The sequence below is a fragment of the Pseudoalteromonas sp. GW168-MNA-CIBAN-0100 genome, from assembly GCF_040309225.1.
GTDB lineage: Bacteria > Pseudomonadota > Gammaproteobacteria > Enterobacterales > Alteromonadaceae > Pseudoalteromonas > Pseudoalteromonas arctica.
The window spans coordinates 1-605 of record NZ_JBEOOL010000084.1; the positions used below are offsets into that span (position 1 = coordinate 1).

The following is a 605-nucleotide window of genomic DNA, read 5'->3' on the forward strand; positions in this document are numbered from 1 at the left end:
CGCATGGTGTGTTTGATGGAGTTAACTAGTCATTTATTAATGGGGAGCGCCTTTGATAGTTGTCGTACTAGTGAAATGGTGTTGGCTGAAGACTTAATCGAGGCAACACCCGATAACTCACTGACGTTATTTGATAGAGGCTTCTATTCTCTAGGCTTACTCAATCGTTGGCATCATGCTGGGGTAAATAGGCATTGGCTTCAACCGATGAGAAAAGGCACGCAATATGAAATTGTTCGCTCTCTAGGTCGTCAAGACAAACTCATCAAGCTAAAAGCAACAGCACAAGCGAGAAAAAAGTTCGACGATTTACCAGAGAGCATTGAAGTTAGGCTAGTCACAAAAACGGTTAAGGGGAAAGAGGTGAATATACTCACTTCATTAACAGACCCAATGCGTTTCCCTAAGGCTGAAATTGTTGACCTCTATAGTGATCGGTGGGAAATTGAACTTGGTTATCGAGAAATGAAACAAACCTTACTGAATAGTCACTTTACGCTACGCAGCAAGAAACCTGAGATGATAGCGCAAGAATTATGGGGCGTAATGTTGAGCTATAACTTGCTCCGATACCAGATGGTGAAAATGGCGCAGAAAAAATCTGG

General features: G+C 42.3%; 1 protein-coding gene. It reads left to right on the forward strand.

Features of this window, described 5'->3' with window-relative positions; translation table 11 throughout:
• Window positions 1-605 (forward strand): IS4 family transposase (locus AAEY62_RS20115; protein ID WP_350556361.1); only part of this gene is annotated, 605 nt, incomplete at both ends.